At 71.9% G+C, this 20116-nt stretch carries 16 protein-coding genes; 5 read left to right on the top strand and 11 right to left on the bottom strand.

All coding sequences use genetic code 11. From position 1 onward, the window contains the following. Positions 1-13: 13 nt before the first annotated feature. Positions 14-658 carry a GNAT family N-acetyltransferase gene (locus IH26_RS0114245; RefSeq protein ID WP_030436652.1) on the top strand — a complete coding sequence of 215 codons (645 nt, stop codon included), beginning with the start codon at positions 14-16 and terminating at the stop codon, positions 656-658. Position 659: 1 nt separating this feature from the next. On the opposite strand, the gene IH26_RS0114240 is transcribed toward IH26_RS0114245, so the two are convergent. The 5 genes from IH26_RS0114240 to eno all read right to left on the bottom strand — a co-directional run bounded on the left by IH26_RS0114240 (position 660) and on the right by eno (position 4534). Then, positions 660-1583 carry a Ppx/GppA phosphatase family protein gene (locus IH26_RS0114240; RefSeq protein WP_030436651.1) on the bottom strand — a complete coding sequence of 308 codons (924 nt, stop codon included), beginning with the start codon at positions 1581-1583 and terminating at the stop codon, positions 660-662. Then, positions 1580-2074 carry an amino-acid N-acetyltransferase gene (locus tag IH26_RS0114235; protein ID WP_030436650.1) on the bottom strand — a complete coding sequence of 165 codons (495 nt, stop codon included), beginning with the start codon at positions 2072-2074 and terminating at the stop codon, positions 1580-1582. The genes IH26_RS0114240 and IH26_RS0114235 overlap by 4 nt, the downstream gene beginning before the upstream one ends. After that, on the bottom strand, positions 2075-2578 hold the full coding sequence (locus IH26_RS0114230; RefSeq protein WP_030436649.1) for a DUF501 domain-containing protein: 504 nt from the start codon (positions 2576-2578) through the stop codon (positions 2075-2077). Beyond that, entirely contained in the window at positions 2578-3153 is a 576-nt protein-coding gene (locus IH26_RS0114225; protein ID WP_030436648.1) for an FtsB family cell division protein, read from the bottom strand. The genes IH26_RS0114230 and IH26_RS0114225 overlap by 1 nt, the downstream gene beginning before the upstream one ends. Before the next feature lie 97 nt (positions 3154-3250). Then, positions 3251-4534, bottom strand: coding sequence for a phosphopyruvate hydratase (gene eno, locus IH26_RS0114220; RefSeq protein ID WP_030436647.1), 1284 nt, complete (start codon positions 4532-4534; stop codon positions 3251-3253). Positions 4535-4699: 165 nt separating this feature from the next. Between eno and IH26_RS0114215 the strand changes: the two genes are divergently transcribed. Further along, positions 4700-5326: a hypothetical protein gene (locus IH26_RS0114215; RefSeq protein WP_245665172.1), complete on the top strand. Its 627-nt coding sequence runs from the start codon at positions 4700-4702 to the stop codon at positions 5324-5326. Positions 5327-5381: 55 nt separating this feature from the next. Next, positions 5382-6305, top strand: a complete 924-nt coding sequence (locus IH26_RS55810) for a hypothetical protein (RefSeq protein WP_051808096.1) — start codon at positions 5382-5384, stop codon at positions 6303-6305. Positions 6306-6622: 317 nt separating this feature from the next. Here IH26_RS55810 and IH26_RS0114205 read toward each other — a convergent pair whose 3' ends face one another. The 6 genes from IH26_RS0114205 to mfd all read right to left on the bottom strand — a co-directional run bounded on the left by IH26_RS0114205 (position 6623) and on the right by mfd (position 15212). Then, entirely contained in the window at positions 6623-6967 is a 345-nt protein-coding gene (locus tag IH26_RS0114205) for a hypothetical protein (protein ID WP_030436644.1), read from the bottom strand. 108 nt (positions 6968-7075) lie between these two features. Further along, the gene (locus tag IH26_RS0114200) at positions 7076-8692 is read right to left on the bottom strand and encodes a DUF885 domain-containing protein (protein ID WP_030436643.1); all 1617 of its coding nucleotides are present in this window, start codon (positions 8690-8692) and stop codon (positions 7076-7078) included. Between the two features lie 10 nt (positions 8693-8702). After that, positions 8703-9668: a nucleoside triphosphate pyrophosphohydrolase gene (locus IH26_RS0114195; RefSeq protein WP_030436642.1), complete on the bottom strand. Its 966-nt coding sequence runs from the start codon at positions 9666-9668 to the stop codon at positions 8703-8705. A 2-nt stretch (positions 9669-9670) separates the two neighbouring features. Next, entirely contained in the window at positions 9671-10405 is a 735-nt protein-coding gene (locus IH26_RS0114190; protein ID WP_030436641.1) for a hypothetical protein, read from the bottom strand. 56 nt (positions 10406-10461) lie between these two features. Continuing rightward, positions 10462-11259, bottom strand: a complete 798-nt coding sequence (locus IH26_RS0114185) for a rhomboid family intramembrane serine protease (protein WP_084598819.1) — start codon at positions 11257-11259, stop codon at positions 10462-10464. Between the two features lie 332 nt (positions 11260-11591). After that, on the bottom strand, positions 11592-15212 hold the full coding sequence (gene mfd / locus IH26_RS0114180; protein WP_030436639.1) for a transcription-repair coupling factor: 3621 nt from the start codon (positions 15210-15212) through the stop codon (positions 11592-11594). A 171-nt stretch (positions 15213-15383) separates the two neighbouring features. Here mfd and IH26_RS0114175 point away from each other — a divergent pair, with 171 nt between their 5' ends. Next, entirely contained in the window at positions 15384-17114 is a 1731-nt protein-coding gene (locus tag IH26_RS0114175) for an enoyl-CoA hydratase-related protein (protein WP_030436638.1), read from the top strand. Between the two features lie 120 nt (positions 17115-17234). Then, positions 17235-20030 carry a phosphoenolpyruvate carboxylase gene (gene ppc / locus IH26_RS0114170; RefSeq protein ID WP_030436637.1) on the top strand — a complete coding sequence of 932 codons (2796 nt, stop codon included), beginning with the start codon at positions 17235-17237 and terminating at the stop codon, positions 20028-20030. Positions 20031-20116: the final 86 nt, after the last annotated feature.

Raw genomic sequence — 20116 nt, 5'->3', positions numbered from 1 at the left:
ATCTAATGGGTGGGTGACCGAGACACTTGCCGGGATTCTGGAGGCGGCGGCCGAGGGGCGGTTCCCGCCCGACGACGGGACCACGACCGTGGTGGCGCAGCCGAGTGCGCGGGATGCGGGTGTGGTGGCGTTCACCGCCCACTCGGTGGTCTTTGTCGACGAGGATCCGGGGTGGGTGCGGCGGGCGCTGGCCGATGTGGACACCGACGAGTTGGCCGCCGCGATGAATCCCACATTTCTTAACGCGATGCTGGTGCGGACCCGGCGGCGGATGGACACCATCGATCTGCTCACGGTGGCCTCGTCGCTGGACGGGCCGCCGCCGGTGGAGCTGACGGAGATCGAGGACCCGGAGCATCCGCGGGTGCGGCGGGCGCTGGCGCATCGGGACGACGTGCGGGTGTGGGCGGCCGACGGTGGGGTGCTGGTGCTCGGGCGTGGGGTGGCCGGGCGGTGGGAGGCGGCGATCGAGGTGGAGCCCGCCGAACGGCATCGCGGGCTCGGGCGGCTGCTGGCGGTGGCCGCGCGTCATCTGGTGCCGGGCGGTGGGCCGGTCTGGTCGCAGCAGGCGGCGGGCAATGCGCGGAGCATCCGGACGTTCCAGGCCGCGGGGTTCCGGCCGGTCGGCGGTGAGGCGCTGATGGTGCCTCGACCTTGAATTACGCGATCGAGAAGGCGATGCCGTCGAGGATGTCGTGTTCGGAGGCGATCAGGGACTCCTGACCGGTCCGCTCCGTGATGATGCGCAGGATGAGGGCGCCGCCGCCGATCACGTCGGCGCGGCCGGGGTGCATGACCGGCAGCGCGCGGCGGGCGGCGACGGTCATGGCCAGCAGGTCGTCGGCCACCTTCGCGACCGCGGCGCGGGAGACCCGGGCGTGGTGGATGCGGGTGGAGTCGTACCCGGGCAGGCCGAGCGCCAGCGCGGTGACCGTCGTGACCGTGCCGGCCAGGCCGACCAGGGTGGCCGCCTCCCGGCCGGGGACGGCGGCCAGTGCGGTGTCCACGGCCGCCGTGATGTCGCGGGTGGCGGCCTCGATCTGGGCGGCGGTCGGCGGGTCGTCGTGCAGGTGCCGCTCGGTCATCCGGACGCAGCCGATGTCCACCGAGATCGCGTGCTCGACGCCGGTCGCGCCGGTGACGAACTCGGTCGAGCCGCCACCGATGTCGAAGATCAGGTACGGCGGCTCGGCGGTCAGGCCGGCCACCGCGCCGGCGAACGAGAGGCGGGCCTCCTCGTCGCCGGTGATCACCTCGGGGTCGACGCCGAGCACCTCGCGGACCATCGCCCGGAAGTCGGCGGCGTTCGAGGCGTCGCGCGAGGCCGAGGTGGCGCACATCCGGACCCGGTCGGCCTTGCGGTCGGCGACTTCCCCGGCGTACGCAAGCAGGGCCTTTTTGGTTCTTTGCAGCGCGGCGTCGGAGAGGCGGCCGGTGCGGTCGACGCCCTCGCCGAGGCGGACGATCTCCATGCGCCGGACGACGTCGGTGAGCCGGCCGCCGGACACGTCCGCGATGAGCAGGCGGATCGAGTTGGTGCCGCAGTCGATCGCCGCGACTCTCCTAGATGCCGCGACTTTCATAGATGAAGAAGCATTCTCGTGTTCCCCAGGGTGTTGGGCTTGACCCGCTCGAGGTCGAGGAATTCGGCGACACCCTCGTCGTACGAGCGCAGCAGTTGCTCGTAGACGGCGTGCGGCACGGGCGCGCCGTCGATCTCGGTGAAGCCGAACGAGCCGAAGAAGTGGGTCTCGAAGGTCAGGCAGAAGACCCGGGCGATGCCCAGGTCACGAGCGACATCGAGGAGGCGGGACACGATCTTGTGCCCGATCTTCCGGCCGCGGAAGGCAGGATCGACCGCGACCGTACGGATCTCCGCCAGGTCCTCCCACATCACGTGCAGCGCCCCGCACCCGAGCACGGCACCCTGCTCGTCCACGGCGACCCAGAACTCCTGCACCGACTCGTACAGGGTGACCGTGGCCTTGCTGAGCAGGCGGCGGTCGGCCGTGTACTCGTCGACCAGGGCACGGATGGCCTTGACGTCCCTCGTCCGCGCTCGCCGGATTTCCACCTATTCGTCCTTTTTCAGGGTGACACACGGGCCCTCGATCCACCACGGCTCGACGGCGTCGCGCACCTCGTCGCCGAACGGGTTCACGCCGCGGCCCACCGCGAGCGCGTGCCCGAGGTGGACATGCAGGCACTTCACCCGGTCGGGCATGCCGCCGGCGGCCACCTGCGCGATCTCCGGCACGTCCTCGATCGCCTTGCGCCGGGCCAGGTAGTCCTCGGTGGCCTTCTCATACCGCTCGGCCAGCTCCGGATCGGTCGACAGCCGCTGCTGCATGTCGCGCATCACGCCGGCCGACTCCAGCCGGCTGCAGGCGGCGGTCGCATGCGGGCAGGTCAGGTAGAAGAGCGTGGGAAACGGGGTGCCGTCGGGCAGGCGGGGCGTCGTCTCCACCACGTCCGGATTGCCGCACGGGCAGCGGTGGGCGATCGCGCGGGTGCCTCTGGGGGTACGGCCGAGCTGGGCCGCCACGAGCTCGAGGTCGGCCGGATTGAGTTCGTCCATCAGTTCTGAGACTCTTCGTCGGCGGCTCGGACGCTGCTCCACAGCGTGTCGTACCAGGGGTCGGGCGCGGCCGCCGGCTGCGCGCCGGTGGTGCTCGCGGCGGGGTTCGGGTTGGGCAGGACCAGCAGCGTCTTGTCCCCCGGGCGTACGTAGAACAGCTTTTCCCGGGCCTGCGCCTCGAGATACGCCGGGTCCTTCCACTTCTGCAGCTGCTCCTGCTTGTCCGCGATCACCTTGCGCTGGGCGGCCTGATCGGCCTGGAGCTGGGCGATCTGCGACTCCTGCGCGAGATAGACCCGAAGCGGATACGTGTACGCCAAGGCCAGCGCCACGAAAACGACGATCAGGACGGTCGCGCGGCCGGTCAGCGCCCGTGGCCGCGGGGCGGCGGTGCGTTTCGCCGGGCCGGTGCCGCCGTTCACCGTGCGGCGGGTCGGGGCCGGGCGGGACCGGGTGCGGCCCGGCGAGACGCGGGTCGCGCTGGTCGTGCGGGTCGCGCTCGTGGTGCGGACACGCGACGAACCGGGGCGGCGGGTCGGGCCCTGGCCGCTCGGCGTACGTCGCTGTGTGGTCACCTTTGCACCCCCGCTCGACCGATCAGGTGCTGTGGCACCCGCTGCAACCTATGCCGGATTGTGCGGGCGCCACAACTCCATGATCTTCGGTCGGGCCTTACGCGGCCCGGTAACGCGGGAAAGCCCCCGCACCGGCGTACCGGGCGGCGCTCTCCAGCTGCTCCTCGATGCGCAGGAGCTGGTTGTACTTGGCGACCCGGTCGGACCGCGCCGGGGCACCGGTCTTGATCTGGCCGCTGCCGACCGCCACCGCGAGGTCGGCGATCGTGGTGTCCTCGGTCTCGCCCGAGCGGTGCGACATCATCGTCTTGAAGCCGGCCCGGTGGGCCAGGTCGACCGCGTCGAGCGTCTCGGTCAGCGAGCCGATCTGGTTGACCTTGACGAGCACGGCGTTGGCCGCGCCCTCGGCGATGCCGCGGCCGATGCGGGTCGGGTTGGTGACGAACAGGTCGTCGCCGACGATCTGGATCTTGTTACCGAGCTGACCGGTCATCGCGCTCCAGCCGGCCCAGTCCTCCTCGGCCAGCGGGTCCTCGATCGAGACGATCGGGTACTCGTCGGCGAGCTTGGCGTAGTAGGTGATCATCTCGTCGGTGGACTTCGGCGAGCCCTCGAAGACGTACGCCCCGTCCTTGTAGAACTCGGTCGCCGCGACGTCCATGGCCAGCACGATGTCGGTGCCCAGCGCGAGGCCGGCCGCCTTGACCGCCTCGGCGATCAGGTCGAGCGCGGCGGCGTTGGCCGGCAGGCTCGGGGCGAAGCCGCCCTCGTCGCCCAGGCCGGTGGAGAGGCCCTTCTTCTTCAGCACCGACTTGAGCGCGTGGTAGACCTCCGCGCCGGTGCGCAGCGCCTCGCGGAAGGTCGGGGCGCCGATCGGGGCGATCATGAACTCCTGGACGTCGACGTTCGAGTCGGCGTGCGCGCCACCGTTCAGGATGTTCATCATCGGGACCGGCAGCACGGCGGCGTTCGGCCCGCCCACGTACCGGAAAAGCGGAAGCTCGGCGGAGAGCGCGGCGGCCTTGGCGACCGCCAGCGACACGCCCAGAATCGCGTTCGCCCCCAGCTCGGACTTGTCGGCGGTGCCGTCCAGGTCGAGCATCTTCTGGTCGATCAGGCGCTGCTCGCTCGCTTCGTAGCCGACGAGCTCATCGGCGATCTTGTCCTCGACGTTGGCGACCGCTTTCTCGACGCCCTTGCCCAGGTATCGCCCCTTGTCGCCGTCGCGCAGCTCGAGCGCCTCGAATGCGCCGGTCGAGGCGCCCGAGGGCACCGCGGCGCGGCCGACCGTGCCGTCGTCCAGCCCGACCTCGACCTCGATCGTCGGGTTGCCCCGGGAGTCGAGAATCTCGCGGGCGACGATTGCTTCGATGGTGGCCATGTGTCGTGTCGCTCCTCATGTCTTAAGGCTGCAGTCTTCGACCGCGACCCTGCGGCCGACCACGGACCTGAGCGTATCGGGGCCGGGTGGCGGGCGTGCGCGCGGCCGGTGAACTTCCGCCCGATGCCTCAGCCCGGCTCGGCGAATGCCGATCACCTTGGCACTATGAGTGCTTCCATGCTCCCGCCGAACGGGTCGATCATCGAGATGACCTCGTATGGCGAAACGGTCCCCGAGGTGCGGGTCGTGCAGGCCTCCGGCACGAGGTTCACCCTCTCCATGGCGCTGGTGCACGTGCCGCCGGCACAGTCACCGGTCGAGCTGCGCTGGGCGGCGCCGCCGCGCGGGCGGATGAGCCAGCCCGGGCACGTGATCGCGGTCGACGGCAACCGGATCGAGGTCCGGATCACCGGCCAGCCGACGGTGCTGCAGAGCCGCTCGTTCGTGCGCGGCGGCGGCGGCGAGGCGATCACCTTGATCCGGCCGGACCGGGAGCCGGCCCACGGCCTGGTGCACGACATGAGCGAGCGGGCGGTGCGGGCGCATTTCACCGACATCGACCTCGAGGACGGCGAGGAGATGGTCCTGCGGATCGCGCTCGGCGACGAGGAGGTGGCCTTCGCGGCGACCGCGCTCAAGGTGAGCTCGATGCTCCAGCAGGTGCCGGTCGAGGGTCCCCGGTCGGTGGAAATGGTGGCGGTTTTCGCCGAAGACCAGGACGAGACCCAGGCCAAGGTCGTACGCCGGTACATCATGCGGCACCAGCTGATGGCCCGGAACCGAGGTAGCTGAGGGGCGCCTGTTACTCGTTTGCGCGGGGTTGCGTGCATAGGCCAAGGTGTCAGTCGTGCATTCCGGCCCGCGCCTTACTGCGCTCAGCGTCACCGCCGCCGCGGCGTTGCTGCTGGGTGCGGCCGGGTGCACCGATCTCGACCAGGCCAGCGCAGCGGGCATCAGCCATGACGACCTGCTGTCGGAGACGTCCATTCAGCTGGCGCGGGTGACCGGTCTCACCTATACGGCGACGTATCAGCTCGCCGGGGGTGGCACGGCGACCGTCACGCAGGCCCAGAAACCAAGCCGCACGGCGTACGTCTATCCCGGCGGCCGCCTGATCCAGACCGCCACGGGGACGGTCCGCTGCAGCGGCGCCAAGACCGGCAGCACCGGCAGCGGCGGATCGGGCAAAACCGGCAACACTGGCCCAGGCAGCACTGGCCCAGGCAGCACTGGCCCGGAAGCCGCTGGCCCGGGAACCGCTGGCCCGGGAACCGCTGGCCCGGGAACCGCTGGCCCGGGAACCGCTGGCCCGGGAACCGCTGGCCCGGGCAACGCTGGCGGCGCGGGCAAAACTGGCAGCGCCGGCGGATCGGGCAGCGGCGGCTCGGGCAAGGCGGCGGCCTGCACCGAGACCGACCCGGCCCCGGCGACCGCGGCCCCGCTGGCCGGCAGCACGCTGATCACCCCCGAGGCGGCGCTCGCGCTGCTCAACACGGCCGCGCTCGATCAAAAGGTCAACGCCACCCAGCACGACACCACGATCGCCGGCCGCCACGCGCTCTGCCTCGACCTGGACAATGTCGACGGCACCCCGACCCGCCGCTTCAGCCTCTGCGTGACCAACGAGGGCGCCCTGGGCAGCTTCGCCGCCACGATCGCGGGCACACACTACGAGCAGGCCTTGACCACATACACGGAAAAGGTCGCGCCGGACGCCTTCGACCTCCCTCCGTCCGCCAAGCTCACCGACAAGCGCACCAAGACGAAGTAGCCCGACCGCCCGGCCACGCCCCACACCGCCCGGCCACCCCCCACACCGCCCGGCCACGCCCGGTCGGCTACGTCGCCCCCACGCCGACCCGGCCCACGGCGGCGTCGCGATGCGGCCGTCGCCAGCCCGCGTTGCCGGAATGTCGCGATCACCAGCCGGCGGTGTCGGGAAGCGGCGCATGAGCTCGGTCGCGACCGCCGCATTGACCACCGGGAGGGGGCCCACCTCGCCGGCCGTGACGAGCTGAGCCTCGGCTACGGTGACCGAGGTGACCAGCTCACCCTCGCGCACCGGCACCCCTCGCTCGGCCAGCGTTGTCAGCAGGGTCGCCGCGGGGTGCGAATCCGTGTTTGGCTGAGGAAGCGCAGCACGTGGCCGGTGGACGGCAGCTCGGCCCGGCCGCCGCCGCGCAGCCGCCACGCCGGCGCCGCCACGCCGCCACAGCGCAGCCGCCACGCCGGCGCCACCACGCCGCCGCGCCGCCACAGCGCAGCCGCCACGCCGCCACGCCGCAGCCGCCACGCCGCCACGCCGCAGCCGCCGCGCCGCAGCCGCCACGCCGCCACAGCGCAGCCGCCACGCCGCCACGCCGCCGTGCCGCAGCCGCCACGCCGCCACAGCGCAGCCGCCACGCCGCCGCGCCGCAGCCGCCACGCCGCCACAGCGCAGCCGCCACGCCGGCGCCGCCACGCCGCCGCGCCGCCGCAGCGCAGCCGCCGCGCCGCCGCGCCGTCGATCGGGCCGGAGCGGGTGTGGGCCGTTCCGGCGCCTCACACGCCCAGGAGGGTGCGCAGATGGCGGGGTGGCGGGGAGCCGTGCGCCAGCATCGCGTCGTGCCAGGCTTTCGGGGTGGCGCCGAAGGGGCGGGCCGCGGCGATCGCGGCGACCTCGGTGTAGCCCACAAAGTACGTGCTCAGCTGGGTCGAGGTCAGCAGGGCTCGGCGCCACTTGCCGGCGGCCTCGCCCTCCTCCTGGAAGCCGGCGCCGGTCATCAGGGCCATCGCCTCGGCCTCGGGCAGCTCCTCGCAGTGGACCAGCTGGTCGATGACGGCGTTGAGCGACATGCGGAGCTGCATCTTCAGCTGCTGGAGGCGCACCGGGAGACCGCCGAAGCCAAGGGCGGCCATCAGCTCCTCCGCATACACCGCCCAGCCCTCGACGAACGGGCCGGACCAGCCCAGCGCCCGCACCCGGGTCTCGGCCCGGAACCGGCGGGAGTGGGCGAGCTGCAGGAAGTGGCCGGGCATCGCCTCGTGCACGGTCAGCTCGCGGATCATGTGGTCGTTGTACTCGCGGTAGAACGACTCGACCCGCTCCGGCGACCAGCCTGCGGGAGTCGGCGAGATGCAATAGAAGGTCGGCACCTCGGCGGTCTCGAGCGGGCCGGGCGGGTCGCAATAGGCAACCGCGACGCCGCGGGCGAATTCCGGCATCTCCTCGATCACGCACGGGTCGTCGAGCAGGGTGAGCACGTCGTGCTTGCGGACGAAATCGGTCGCCTCATCCATCGTCACGCGGGCCAGGTCGACGATCGTGTCGTCGCCGGGGTGGTCGGCGGCGAGCTTGCTCAGGGCGCGGCGGACCGTCTCGTCGCTTTCCGGGCCGCCGACCAGCTCGGCGGCGGCCGCGCGCAACTCGGCGCCGACCTGGTCGAGCCGGGCACGGGCCCGGGACAGCACCTCGGCGGCGGGCAGCTCGGTGTCGAGGGTGTGCCACAGCCGCGCCTCCCACAGCGGGCGGCCCAGGCGCGGGTCACGGCCCGGCTCGCCGCTGTCGAGCCGGCCGCGCAGCCAGCCGTCGAACTCGCCGAGCGCGGCCAGCGCCGCCGCGGCGGCCGGCTCGACCGCGGAGCGCATGCCGGGCTCCTCGGCGATCAGGGCGGGCAGCTCGTCGCGGATCAGCGCGGCGGTGCCGGCGAACTGGCCGATCGCCGTCTCGGCGTGGATGCGCGGAACGTCGCGCAGCACGGCCCGGGCGGTGGCCAGCGCGTCGGGGATCGCGGCGAGCCGGCCGCCGAGGCTGGCCAGCCGTTCCTCGGCCGGCGCGAACTGGCGGGCGATCAGCGCGTGCAGGAGCGGGCCGGGGTTGTGGTGAAGCGGGTTCCACTCGTGTTCACGTACGTCGGTCAGCTCGAAAAGCCCTCGCTCGACGATGGCCGAGAGAATCGCATGATCGACCTGGTCTTCCGGGCCGAAGGCCTCGGGATCGGTGCCGGAGAGCGCGTCGGCCGCATCACGCAGCATGGCGACCCGGTCGGCGACGGCGCCCGGGGACAGGTCGGGCACGCGGTCGTCGAAACGGTGGTCGCCCGTGGCGGACGCGAGCCCGGGATCGGCGCGCAGGATGGCGTCGACGATGCTCTCGGCAAGAGGTACGAACTCCGGCATGCCGTGAAAGTTACTCGGCCGGTCTGACAGTTTTCCGCTCGGCGCTCCGCACGAGTTCGGCGTATTCGAGCGTGGCCCGGCGTACCTCTGCCTCGGGGTCCGCGCCCGCCGCGCGCGCCTCGGCAACCAGCCGGAGCAGCGCCGGGCCGAGATCGTCGCTGGTCGGCAGCGGTACGTCGAGGCCGGCCCGCTCGACCTTCTGCAGAATCTGGGCGGCCAGCGCGAGCGCGGGCTGGCTCAGCGCGATGCCGTCCAGGATCGACTCGCGGGACTTCTCGGCCTTCTTGATCCGCTCCCAGTTGTCGGTGATCTCGTCGATGCCGTCCACGTCGGCACCGGCGAAGACGTGCGGGTTGCGCCGCACCATCTTCTCCACGAGGCCGCCGGCCACGTCGTCGATGCCCCAGGCCGAGCCGTCCGGCAGCTCCTCGGCCAGCCGGGCGTGCAGCACGACCTGCAGCAGCACGTCGCCCAACTCCTCGCGCAGGGCGGCCATGTCCTCGGTCACGATCGCGTCGTACGCCTCGTACGCCTCCTCCAGCATGTACGGCGCGAGCGTGCGATGGTTCTGGGCCCGCTTCCACGGGTCGCCGCCGGGCGAGGCCAGGCGGTCCATCACCGCGACCGCGTCCAGCAGGCGGGCGCCGGGCGGGTCCCAGGAGCCGTACATCAGCTCGAGCTCGGCCAGGTCGGGCTGCCGGGTCAGGCGCAGGCCCAGCCGGCGGGCGAAATCCTGGTCGCCGGCCGGGCCGGCCAGCCAGATCAGCACGGGTGCGGAACCCAACTCGGCGAGCAGCCGCTCCGGATCGGGCTCGACCACCGTGACCGGCACGCCCGACTGCCGCAGCACGGCCGCCTGCTCGGACTCGGCGGCGGCGAAGACCGGATACGCCCGTACGACGTCCCACGCGGCCGCGGTCAGCAGGCCCGCGGGCAGCCGCGGCGAGGTGACCAGCAGGACGATCCGCGCGGTCATTCTCAGGAAGCGGCGCTGACCGGGGCCGCGTCCGCCGCCGACACGAGCGGGGCGTTCATCAGGCGGGCGAACACGCCGCTCTGCAGCGGGGTCATCAGGACCGGGACGCTGGCCTCCCCGTAGCGCGGGTTGATCCGGACCTGCGCCTTGGTGGCGGCGCCGCGGATCTCCTCGCGCAGGCTGACGGCGGCCTGCACGGCCTTCTTGCCGTTGTCGTTGAGGGTGCCCTTGAACTGGTCGAACGTGACGCCGATGTCGCCGCCGCTGGCCTCGACGAAGCCGTTGAAGACCTCGCGCAGGTCGGCCTCGGTCGGCGCGGGACCGCCGGTCGCCTTCTGCATCAGCTGGTTGGCGTACAGGCTCTCCTGAACGTAGAGCCGGGTGAATTCCGTGTTCGGCGGGAGGCGGAGGGCGCTCGCATACTTGTCGATCTGGGCGTCGGCCGGAAGCGACACACCCTGCTCTTTCGCCATCTCGGGCAGCAGCTCGGCGCCGACCAGGACACCCACCACGTCGGCGCGGGTCACCTCGGCGGGGCCGAGCTCACCTGGCGCGGGTTTCCCGGCATCGAGGATCGCCTTGTGCACCTCGGCATAAACGGCCTGCGCACGCGTGTCGGCAATCTGGCCGGCGCCGATGTAGGCCGCCACGCTCGGGGTCGAGCGACAGGCGGACAGCCCGATCACGGCCAGGGAGGCGACGACGGCGACGGAGACGAGTCGGCGAGCACGGCGCATGGGCATGACTCTCTCACGTCCGCTGTGACACACGTCGCCGACCCCCGGAAACCGGATCAACCGGCGGCCTTCGCCGCGATCGCGACGATCAACACCAGCGTGACCACCGCCAGGACGATCACTTGCGCCGCCGTCTGAAACTTCCTTGGTGCGTACGCGATCCCCAGCGCGACAACCGCACCCGTGAGCAGTCCGCCGAGGTGCCCCTGCCAGGACGTGATCCCGGCGGCGAGCACCAGCCAGAGCACGAAGCTGAGCATCAGCCGGTTCCGGTCGATCGGCTGCTCGTGCAGCTTGCGTGTCAGCACGAAGTAGGCGGCGGCCAGGCCGAACCCGCCGCCGGACGCGCCTATCGCACTCTGGTGCGGGTCGATGATCACCACGAACGCCGAGCTGCCCAGCGTCGCGATCAGGTAGACCGCGAGGAACCGGGCCCAGCCCAGCTGCCGCTCCAGGAACACGCCGAGCGTGAAGATCCACATGAGGTTGAAGACGATGTGCGTGAGCCCGAACCCGTTCCCCGGCAGCTGGTGCAGGAAAGCGCCGGTGAACAGCCGCCACACCTCGCCGTGCAGCACGCCGATCGCCCGATACCCCGGATACGTCCCGTCGTCGACGTAGTAGCTGCCGGCGCTGTCGACCAGCCCCGTCCCGAGCGTGTCGAACCGGTTCACGACCTCCGGCCGGACCAGCTCGACCACGTACGCAAGCAGGTTGATCCCGATGATCGAATACGTGGCGTAGGCGGTGGCCACGCCGGCCCGCGCCCCGAAGATCGTGCGAGCCTGCCGGATCGTGCGGTTCTCGCCCTTCACACACTCGGGGCAGCGCTGGCCGACCGGCGCCTCCCGCATGCAGTCCGAACAGATGAACCGATCACACCGACTGCACCGAACAAACGTCTCCCGCCGCGGATGGCGATAACAGGTCGTCTCCGCACCCACGGTCTCCACGACAGCTCCCCGGCTCGGCGTTGATCAGGCCCGAAGATTCTGCACGGCCGGCAGCGTGGCCGGCAGCCCCGATACGCTCCTGCAACAAAAGACGGGCTGGCATGCCGTCGCCCGGCGCTGCTTGGTCGGGCCTGGTGGGTGGCTGGGCCGGCTCGCCATGGCCCGGGGCTGCGTGGTTGCTGCCCGTGCGGGCCGGCCACCCACCCAGCCCAACCGGCCGCACGAACAGATGTCTAGGCGGGGACCTTGGCGGGCGCCTCCCCCAGCACGTCCTTCAGGAGTTGGGCGCACCACTGCAGCAGCGCCTGGTCGCGCAGGGGCTCGCCGCCGACGCGGCGGGTGGCCGGGCGCGGGACGCTCACCTGGTCGGTGGCCAGCTTGTACACGGCGTCGGGGTGGTAGCGCTTCAGGCGTAGCTGTTTCGAGTCGGGCAAGGGTAGTGGCGAGAAGCGGATGTGTTTGCCCTGCATCGAGACGTCGGTGAGGCCGTAGGCGCGGGCGACCTGGCGGAAGCGGGCGACCGCGATCAGGTTGGCGACCTGCTCGGGGGGTTCGCCGTAGCGGTCGGTCATCTCGGCGACCACCTCGTCCAGCTGCTTGGTGTCGCGGGCCTCGGCCAGTTTGCGGTACATCTCCAGGCGGAGGCGCTCGACCGAGATGTACTCGACCGGGAGGTGGGCGTCGACTGGGAGGTCGATCTTCACCTCGGGCTCCTCCTCGGGGCGTTCGCCCTTGAAGGCCTGGACCGCCTCGCCGACCATGCGGACGTACAAGTCGAAGCCGACGCCCTCGATGTGGCCGGACTGTTCGCCGCCCAGCAGGTTGCCGGCGCCGCGGATCTCTAGGTCTTTCATCGCCACGTACATGCCGGCGCCGAGCTCGGTGTGCTGGGCGATCGTCGCGAGGCGCTCGTGGGCCTGCTCGGTCAGCGGTTTCTCGCGCGGGTACAGGAAGTACGCGTACGCCCGCTCACGGCCCCGGCCGACCCGGCCGCGGATCTGGTGCAGCTGGGCCAGGCCGAGCAGGTCGGCGCGCTCGACGATCAGGGTGTTGGCGTTCGGGATGTCGATGCCGGACTCGACGATCGTGGTGCAGACCAGGACGTCGAACTCCTTCTCCCAGAAGCCGACCATCACCTTTTCCAGCTGGTCCTCGCTCATCTGGCCGTGCGCCACCGCGACCCGGGCCTCGGGCACCAGCTCGCGCAGCTTGCGGGCGGCCCGGTCGATCGACTCCACCCGGTTGTGCAGGTAGAACACCTGGCCGTCGCGTAGCAGCTCGCGGTGCACGGCCGCGGCCACCTGCTTCTCGTCGTGGGCGCCGACGAAGGTGAGCACCGGGTGCCGTTCCTCGGGCGGGGTGGCGATCGTGGACATCTCGCGGATGCCGGTGATGGCCATTTCGAGCGTACGGGGAATGGGTGTCGCCGACATGGTGAGCACGTCGACCGAGGCGCGCAGGGCCTTGAGCTGTTCCTTGTGCTCGACGCCGAAGCGCTGCTCCTCGTCCACGATGATCAGGCCGAGGTTCTTGAACCTGGTCGCACTGGCGAGCAGGCGGTGGGTGCCGATCACGATGTCGGCGGTGCCGTCGGCGGCCTCGTCGAGCGTCTGCCGGGCCTCGGACGGGGTCTGGAACCGGGACAGCTGCTTGATCTTGACGGGGAACTGGCCCATCCGGTCGGTGAAGGTGTTGAAGTGCTGCTGGGCGAGGAGCGTGGTGGGCACCAGCACGGCCACCTGCTTGCCGTCCTGCACCGCCTTGAAGGCCGCCCGTACGGCGATCTCGGTCTTGCCGTAGCCGACGTCGCCGCAGATCAGCCGGTCCATCGGGACGGCCAGCTCCATGTCGTGCTTGACCTCGCTGATCGCGGCCAGCTGGTCGGGGGTCTCGGTGTACGGGAAGGCGTCTTCCAGCTCGCGCTGCCAAGGGGTGTCGGCGCCGAAGGCGTGGCCCCTGGACGCCTGGCGGGCCGCGTACAGCTGGATCAGCTGGGCGGCGATCTCGCGCACCGCCTTGCGGGCCCGCGCCTTGCTCTTCTGCCAGTCCGAGCCGCCCATCTTGTGCAGCGAGGGCTGCTCGCCGCCGACGTAGCGGGAGAGCTGGTCGAGCTGGTCGGTCGGCACGTACAGCCGGTCGCCGGGCTGGCCGCGCTTGGACGGCGCGTACTCGATCACCAGGTACTCCCGGTCGGCGCCGTTGACCGTGCGCTGCACCAGCTCGACGTACTTGCCGATGCCGTGCTGCTCGTGCACCACGAAGTCGCCCGGCTTGAGCTCGAGCGGGTCGATCGTGTTGCGCCGGCGGGACGGCATCCGCCGCATGTCCTTGGTGGAGGCGCCGCGGCCGCCGCTGATGTCGTTGCCGGTGATCACCGCGAGCCGGGAGCCGGCGTCGACGAAGCCGTGGTTGAGGCCGCCGCAGGTGATCAGCAGCTGGCCGGGCTCGATCGGGCTCTCGATCGAGTCGACCGGGGTCACGCCCAGGCCGGAATCGCGCAGCACCTCGGTGGCCCGCTGGGCGGTCCCGTGGCCCTCGAAGACCAGCGCGATCGCCCATCCCTCGCCGGACCATTCGGAAATGTCCGAAACGAGCCGCGAGGTGTCGCCGTGATAGAGAGCTACCGGCTGCGCCGACAAGGCAATCGCATCGCCAAGATCAGGAGAGACCTCGGTGGCCGGGACCGGCTCGAGCCAGGGCTGATCATCGACCGGCGGAGCGTCGTCGGCGGAGGCCAGCCCGAATGGGGACACCGTCCACCACGGCTGCGACAGGGTGGCCGCGTGTGCCCGTACGTCAGCAAGGGTTTTGAAAGCGGCGGCCCCCACATCGATCGGCGCCTGACCGCCGACGGCCGCCGCCGCCCAGGAGGCCTCGAGAAATTCGTCCGACGTGCGGGTCAGGTCGTGCGCCCGGGTGCGGATCCGCTCGGGGTCGCAGAGCAGCACGTGGGTGCCGGCCGGCATGCAGTCGATCAGCAACTCCATGCTGTCGGTGCCGTGCAGCAGGGCCGGCGCCAGCGACTCCATCCCCTCGACCGGGATACCTTCTGCCAACTTGTCCAGAATTTCGGAAATTTCGGGATGGGCGGCGGCGAGCTCGGCGGCCCGCGCGCGGACGGAAGGCGTCAGCAGGAGCTCGCGGCAGGGGGGCGCCCAAAGACGGGTGACCGGGTCGATAGTGCGCTGGTCGGCGACGGCGAAGGTGCGGATCTCCTCCACCTCGTCGCCCCAGAACTCGACCCGGGACGGGTGCTCGTCGGTCGGCGGGAAGACGTCGAGGATGCCGCCGCGCACCGCGAACTCGCCGCGCTTGGTGACCAGGTCGACCCGGGCATACGCCATGTCGGCCAGGCGGCGCGCCACCCCTTCCAGCTCGGCCTCGCCGCCGGTGACCAGCTCGACCGGCTCGAGGTCGCCCAGTCCCTTGAGCTGCGGCTGGAGCAGGCTGCGCACCGGCGCCACGACCACCTGCAGCGGGCGGCCCTCGGGGTGGGCGAGCCGGCGCAGCACGGCGAGCCGGCGGCCGACCGTGTCGGAGCGCGGGGAGAGCCGCTCGTGGGGCAGCGTCTCCCAGGACGGGAAGACCGCCACCCGGCCGGAGTCGATCAGGCAGCCCAGCGCGTCGGCCAGGTCGTCGGCCTCGCGGCTGGTGGCGGTGACCGCGAGCACCGGCCGGGCGGCGCCGCCCAGGTCACCGGCGCCGGCCACGGTCGCCACCACGAACGGGCGCAGCGAGGCCGGAGCGGTCAGGTCGAGGGAGTCGGAGTCGACGAAGCCCTTCCGCGCGAGGTCGCGGGCACGCGCGAGCCCCCGGTCGCGGAGGGCGGCGGGAATCAGGCCGGAGAGTTGCATGGTCACCCCACGTCGAATAACCCCAAGCGCCCAGACGGGCGGGGGTATGCGACAAAGTCTAGTCCGCCCCACCGACAGAAACCGGGGCGGACAACATGTCCGACATAGGCACCGATAAAGGGAGAAGAATCTCAGGACCCGTGCCGACTATCGATCCCCCGGAGGGCTAACGTGCGGATCCTGCTGCTCGTTACGGCGTTCAACGGATTGAGCCAACGCACGTGGTGCGCCCTGCGCGAGGCCGGGCACGAGGTCGGCGTGCTGTTCGCCACGAGCGAAGGGGACACGATCAAGGGCGTGGCCGCGGCGAAGCCCGACCTGATCATCTGCCCGTTCCTCAAGGAGCGGGTGCCGGCCCGGGTCTGGCAGCGGTGGCGCACGGTGATCATCCACCCCGGCCCGGTCGGCGACCGGGGACCGTCCTCGCTGGATTGGGCGATCACCGAGGGCGCCCGCTCCTGGGGCGTGACCGCGCTGCAGGCGGTCGAGGAGATGGACGCCGGGCCGATCTGGGCCACCCGCACATTCGCCGTGCCGGACGAGCCGCCGCGCAAGTCCTCGCTGTACGGCGGGCCGGTCGCGGACGCCGCCCTGGAGTGCGTCTTCGAGGTGGTCGAGAAGGCGCAGGACCCGGCGTTCACCCCGGTGCCGGCCGACCAGGCGCGGCCGCGGCCGCCGATGCGCCAGGCCGACCGGGCCTTCGACTGGGGCGATCCGACCGAGCAGATCGTCCGGAAGATCCGGGCCGCGGATGGAGCGCCGGGCGTCCGCGCCGAGCTGGGCGGACTGCCGATTTTCGGGTACGACGCTGTGCCCGGCCTCGGTCGGGCCGGCCGACCCGGTCAGTTGCTCAGCCGCCGGCAGGGCGCCGTGCTGGTCGGCACCGGGGACGGCAGCGTCTGGCTGGGCCACGTGCGGGCCGCCGATCCGAGCCACGGCCGCGCGGGCATCAAGCTGCCGGCCACCACGCTGCTCGGCGCCCGGCTGCGCGGGGTGCCGCACTCGCCGCTGCCGCCCGGCGCCGAGCCCGAGCACCCGGCCGCGTACCGGCAGATCAGCTACCGGCGTGCCGGCCCGGTCGGCTGGCTGACCTTCGACTTCTACAACGGCGCGATGGCCCCCGGGCACTGCCGCCGGCTGGCAGCCGGGCTGCGGCACGCGGCCGGCCAGGACACCGAGGTGCTGGTGCTGCGCGGCGGCACCGACGCGTTCAGCAACGGCATCCACCTCAACGTCATCGAGGCGTCGCCCGACCCGGCCAGCGCGGCCTGGGCGAACATCCGGGCGATGAACGAGGTGTGCCGGGAGATCATCATGTGCACCCGGCAGGTGGTGATCGCGGCATACGCGGGCAGCGCCGGCGCCGGCGGCGTGATGCTCGGGCTCGGCGCCGACATCGTGGCCGCCCGCGACGGGATCGTCCTCAACCCCTACTACGACATCGGGCTGTACGGCTCGGAGCTGCACACCTTCACCCTGCCTCGGCGGGTCGGGCCCGAGCGGGCGCAGCAACTGCTCGACGACAAGGTCCCGCTGAGCTGCCCGGCGGCGCGGGCGATCGGCCTGGTGGACGAGGTCGGGCCGCGCGATCCCGACGCGTACGGGGAATGGCTGCAAGCCCTCGCCGAACGGGAGAGCGACGGGCGCACGGCGCGCAACCGCCGTCAGCAGAAGGCCCGGCGGCTCGCCGCCGAACGCGTCCCGCTCGAGGTGTACGAGGCACGCGAGCTGGCCGAGATGAGCCGCGACATGTACGCCGACCGGTCCGGGTTCGCCCGCGAACGGCACGCCTTCGTCCGCAAGGTGAAACCGGCCGCGACCCCGCCCCGGCTGCTCTTCAAGGGGACCGCGCCGCGCCGCCGGGCCACGGTCCTGCGCCCGGCCGTACCGGTGTCCGCATGATCATTCCCGGGGGATGAGGTGAGACTTGCCTCAATTCACCCGGTCTTCGGGTGACGCCGATACCATCGGCGGGTCGGGACAGCGCCGTCCTGGAGCACTCAAGGCTTAAGGAGCTCCCCGATGACCGACCAGCACGGCCACCTCGATCCCGACGGGCCGGACGCCGCACTGCGCGCCGACATCCGCCGCATCGGCACGTTGCTGGGTCAGACTCTGGCCCGTCAGGAGGGCCGGCCCCTGCTCGACCTGGTCGAGGAGGTCCGGGCCCTGGTCCGGCAGGACGCGCCGGCGGCCGCCGAGCGCCTCGCGGCGATGGACGTCACCACGGGCACCAAGCTGGCCCGGGCGTTCTCCACCTACTTCCACCTCGCGAACATCACCGAGCAGGTGCACCGCGCCCGTGACCTGCGCCGGCGCCGGGCCCGCGACGGCGGCTGGCTGGACCAGGCGGCCAAGCGGATCGCCGAGCGCGGCGTGCCGGCCGACGAGGTCGCCGCGGCCGCCCGCCGGCTCGCGGTGCGCCCGGTCTTCACCGCGCACCCGACCGAGGCGGCCCGCCGCTCGATCCTCTCCAAGCTGCGCCAGGTCGCCGACGAGCTGGACAACGAGGCCGCCGCCCAGGTGCTCTACGGCGCCTCGGACACCACCGCCTCGACCCGCCGGTTCGCCGAGCTGATCGACCTGCTCTGGCAGACCGACGAGCTGCGGCTGGACCGGCCGGACCCGACCGACGAGGCCCGCAACGCCGTCTACTACCTGCGCGACCTGTACGCCGAGGCCGCCCCGCAGGTGCTCACCGACCTCGCCGAGACGCTGCGCAACCTGGGCGTGGAGACCGCGCCCACGGCCCGCCCGCTGACCTTCGGCTCGTGGATCGGCGGCGACCGGGACGGCAACCCGTTCGTCACCCCGAAGGTGACCCGCGACGTCCTGATGATCCAGCACGAGCAGGGCATCCAGGCCACCGAGCGGGCGATGGACCGGCTGATCGACGAGCTGTCGGTCTCCCGGCGGCTGCGCGGGGTCTCCCTCGACCTGTCCGCCTCGCTCGCCAAGGACCTGGACAACCTGCCCGAGGTGGCGCCCCGGTTCCGCAAGACCAACGCCGAGGAGCCGTACCGGCTGAAGGTCCGGGCGATCAAGGCGAAGCTGGCGAACACCCGCAAGCGGCTGGGCGCCGGCACCCCGCACGTGCCGGGCCGCGACTACCTCGGCAACGACGAGCTGATCAGCGACCTCGAGCTGATCCGCGCCTCGCTGGCCCGCAACTCCGGCCAGCTCACCGCCGTCGGCGTGGTGGCCTCGGCGATCCGGACGGTCTCCGCCTTCGGCCTGCAGCTGGCCACCCTCGACGTACGCGAGCATGCCGAGAAACACCACGAAGTGCTCCAGCAGATGTACGCCCAGGTCGGCGAGGTCGAGGACTACGCCGCGCTGGACCGGCCCGACCGGACCAAGCTGCTGGCCACCGAGCTGACCGGGCGGCGGCCGCTGGCCAGCGCCGACACCCCGCTCACCGACTCGGCGCGCAAGACCTTCGACGTGTTCAACACGATCCGGGAGGTGCAGGACCGGTTCGGGATGGACGTCATCGAGACGTACATCATCTCGATGACCCTCGGCGTCGACGACGTGCTCGCCGCCGCGGTGCTGGCCCGCGAGGCCGGCCTGGTCGACATCCACACCGGCCGCGCGCGGGTGAACATCGTGCCGCTGCTGGAGACGCCGGCCGAGCTGGACGCGGGCGGCGACCTGCTGGACGAGATGCTGTCGCTGCCGGCCTACCGGGAGATCGTGCGGGCCCGCGGCGACGTGCAGGAGGTCATGCTGGGCTACTCGGACTCCAACAAGGAGGCCGGGATCACCACCAGCCAGTGGCGGATCCACAAGGCGCAGCGCTCGCTGCGGGACGTGGCGGCCCGGCACGGCGTACGCCTGCGCCTCTTCCACGGCCGCGGCGGGACGGTCGGGCGCGGCGGCGGCCCCACCCACGAGGCGATCCTGGCCCAGCCGTACGGCACGCTGGACGGCGCGATCAAGGTGACCGAGCAGGGCGAGGTCATCTCGGACAAGTACACGCTGCCCGCCCTGGCCCGGGAGAACCTCGAGCTCACCGTGGCCGCGGTGCTGCAGGCGACGCTGCTGCACACCACTCCGTCGGTCGACTCGCGGCACCTCGAGCGCTGGGACGCGACGATGGACACGGCCTCGGACGCGGCCTTCGCGGCGTACCGGTCGCTGGTGGAAAACCCGGACCTGCCGGCCTACTTCTGGGCGGCCACCCCGACCGAGCTGCTCGGCCAGCTCAACATCGGCTCGCGGCCGGCCAAGCGGCCGAACGCCGACGCCGGGCTGGGCGGGCTGCGGGCGATCCCGTGGGTGTTCGGCTGGACCCAGACGCGGCAGATCGTGCCGGGCTGGTTCGGCGTGGGCTCCGGGCTCGCCGCGGCGCGCGCGGCCGGGCACACCGAGGCGCTGCGCGAGATGTACTCCAGCTGGCAGTTCTTCAAGACGTTCCTGTCGAACGTCGAGATGATGCTGAACAAGACCGACCTGGAGATCGCCCGCCGGTACGTCGAGACGCTGGTGCCGGCCGAGCTGCACCCGATCTTCGAGAAGATCGTGGCGGAGTACGAGCTGACCGTCCGCGAGGTCCTGGCGATCACCGGCGGGACGGACTTGCTCGCCTCGCAGCCGGAGCTCAAGCGGACGCTCGGGGTGCGCGACACCTACCTGCTGCCGCTGCACCACCTGCAGGTGGCGCTGCTGCGGCAGTACCGCGAGCTGGGCGAGGCCGAGCGGCAGCCGGCCACCGCGCCGGGCGCGCGGCGGGCGCCGTCCGATTCGACCGCGCTGGAGCGGGCCCTGCTCACCTCGGTGAACGGCATCGCCGCCGGCATGCGCAACACCGGCTGAGAAAGCTGAGAGCGGGCTGAGGAACCCCGAGAGGGTCCTCAGGGATCCTCCGGATCCGCACAGGTGCGTGAACTTCCTAGGCTGGG

The sequence above is a fragment of the Actinoplanes subtropicus genome, assembly GCF_000721705.1.
GTDB lineage: Bacteria > Actinomycetota > Actinomycetes > Mycobacteriales > Micromonosporaceae > Actinoplanes > Actinoplanes subtropicus.
This window is presented reverse-complemented; position numbering and strand designations above follow the sequence as displayed.